The sequence below is a fragment of the Actinomadura geliboluensis genome, assembly GCF_005889745.1.
GTDB classification, from domain to species: domain Bacteria; phylum Actinomycetota; class Actinomycetes; order Streptosporangiales; family Streptosporangiaceae; genus Spirillospora; species Spirillospora geliboluensis.
In genome coordinates this window covers 1-1,293 of sequence record NZ_VCKZ01000743.1, presented here as the reverse complement: position 1 = coordinate 1,293, position 1,293 = coordinate 1, and the positions used below count along the sequence as shown (strand labels likewise).

The window sequence follows — 1,293 nt, the reverse complement described above, 5'->3', positions numbered from 1 at the left end:
CCTCGCAAGCTGAAACGCGCACGGCACAACTCATACCGAGTTAAACGTGAGACGGACGAGAACATCACCCACGACTCGCCGGCCACGATCCGATTGATCTGCCCAGCAGCTTAATTTAACGGCATTGCACCATGGAATTGGTGAACGCGGCATCGGCGATCGCCGCCGAACTCGCCTCCCGCGCCGCCCCCGAATCGGCGGCGGCGTGCCTGGAACTCACCGAAACCCTCGCCACCGCAGGCGATCTGCAGGAAGCCGCACTCGCAGGATTCATCGGCATGGTCGACCGGTCCCGCGAAGTGCAACGGTGGGGATACCCCTCCACCCGGTCCTGGCTGCGGTCCCGCCTCGGGATGCGCGAGTCCCGCGCCAAGGAACGCCTCACCCTGGCCCGCCAGCGCCACCGCGTCCCCGAGATGACCGAGCGGTGGACCGCCGGTGACCTGTCGGCCGGATATGCCGCCACCATCGCCGACGCCGTCACCCGGCTCGACGACGATGACTGCCCCGCGGCCGAGAGCATCCTGCTGGGCATGGTCGACCAGGGCTTCTCCGCCGGAAAGGTCGCCTCCTTCGGCAAGCGGATCCGCGACGTGATCGCCGAACGCGACGGCACCGAGCAAGCACCCGAGGACGTGGCGCGCGGCTACGAGCGATCCTGGATCGACTCGACACGGTCCCTCGACGGCGGCCGCTACATCAAGGGCTGGCTGAACGCCGAAGACGCCGCGATCTGGGACGGCACCCTCGGGCCGCTGGCCAAACCCGCCGGAACCGACGACCACCGCGACCTGTCCGAACGCACCGCGGCAGCGCTGACCACCGTCCTGTCGGGCGGGCACAAGGCCACCAAGGTCACCGTCATCTGCGACCTGGACACCCTCACCGGCGGCCAGGCCCCGGCACGCCTCACCGACGGGACCCCCATCCCCGCCGCCCAAGCCCGCCGCATCGCGCTCAGCGCAGGGGTGTCTCCGCTCCTGCTCGGTCGGGGTAACACCCCGCTGTACCTGGGCCACCGGGTCCGGTTCGCCACCGCCCCACAGCGCCAGGTCCTGGAAACCCTGTACTCCACCTGCGCGGTGCAGGGGTGCGAGGTGCCCGGGACGCTGTGCGAGGTCGACCACGTCAACGGCTGGGCCCTCGGCCGAAGCCCCACCGACATCGACCAACTCGCACTCACCTGCGGCTGGCACAACCGCTACAAACACACCAACCCAGACCGCATCCAGATCACCAAAGCGCTGGACGGCCGCTACACCTACCGCCTCCACCCACCCGGAATCAGAACCC

Annotated in this window: 1 protein-coding gene; it reads left to right on the top strand. The window is 69.0% G+C overall.

All coding sequences use genetic code 11. The features are described from left to right. Positions 1 to 140: 140 nt before the first annotated feature. On the top strand, positions 141 to 1,293 hold a 1,153-nt coding region (locus ETD96_RS43970; protein ID WP_171069553.1), incomplete at its 3' end, for an HNH endonuclease signature motif containing protein.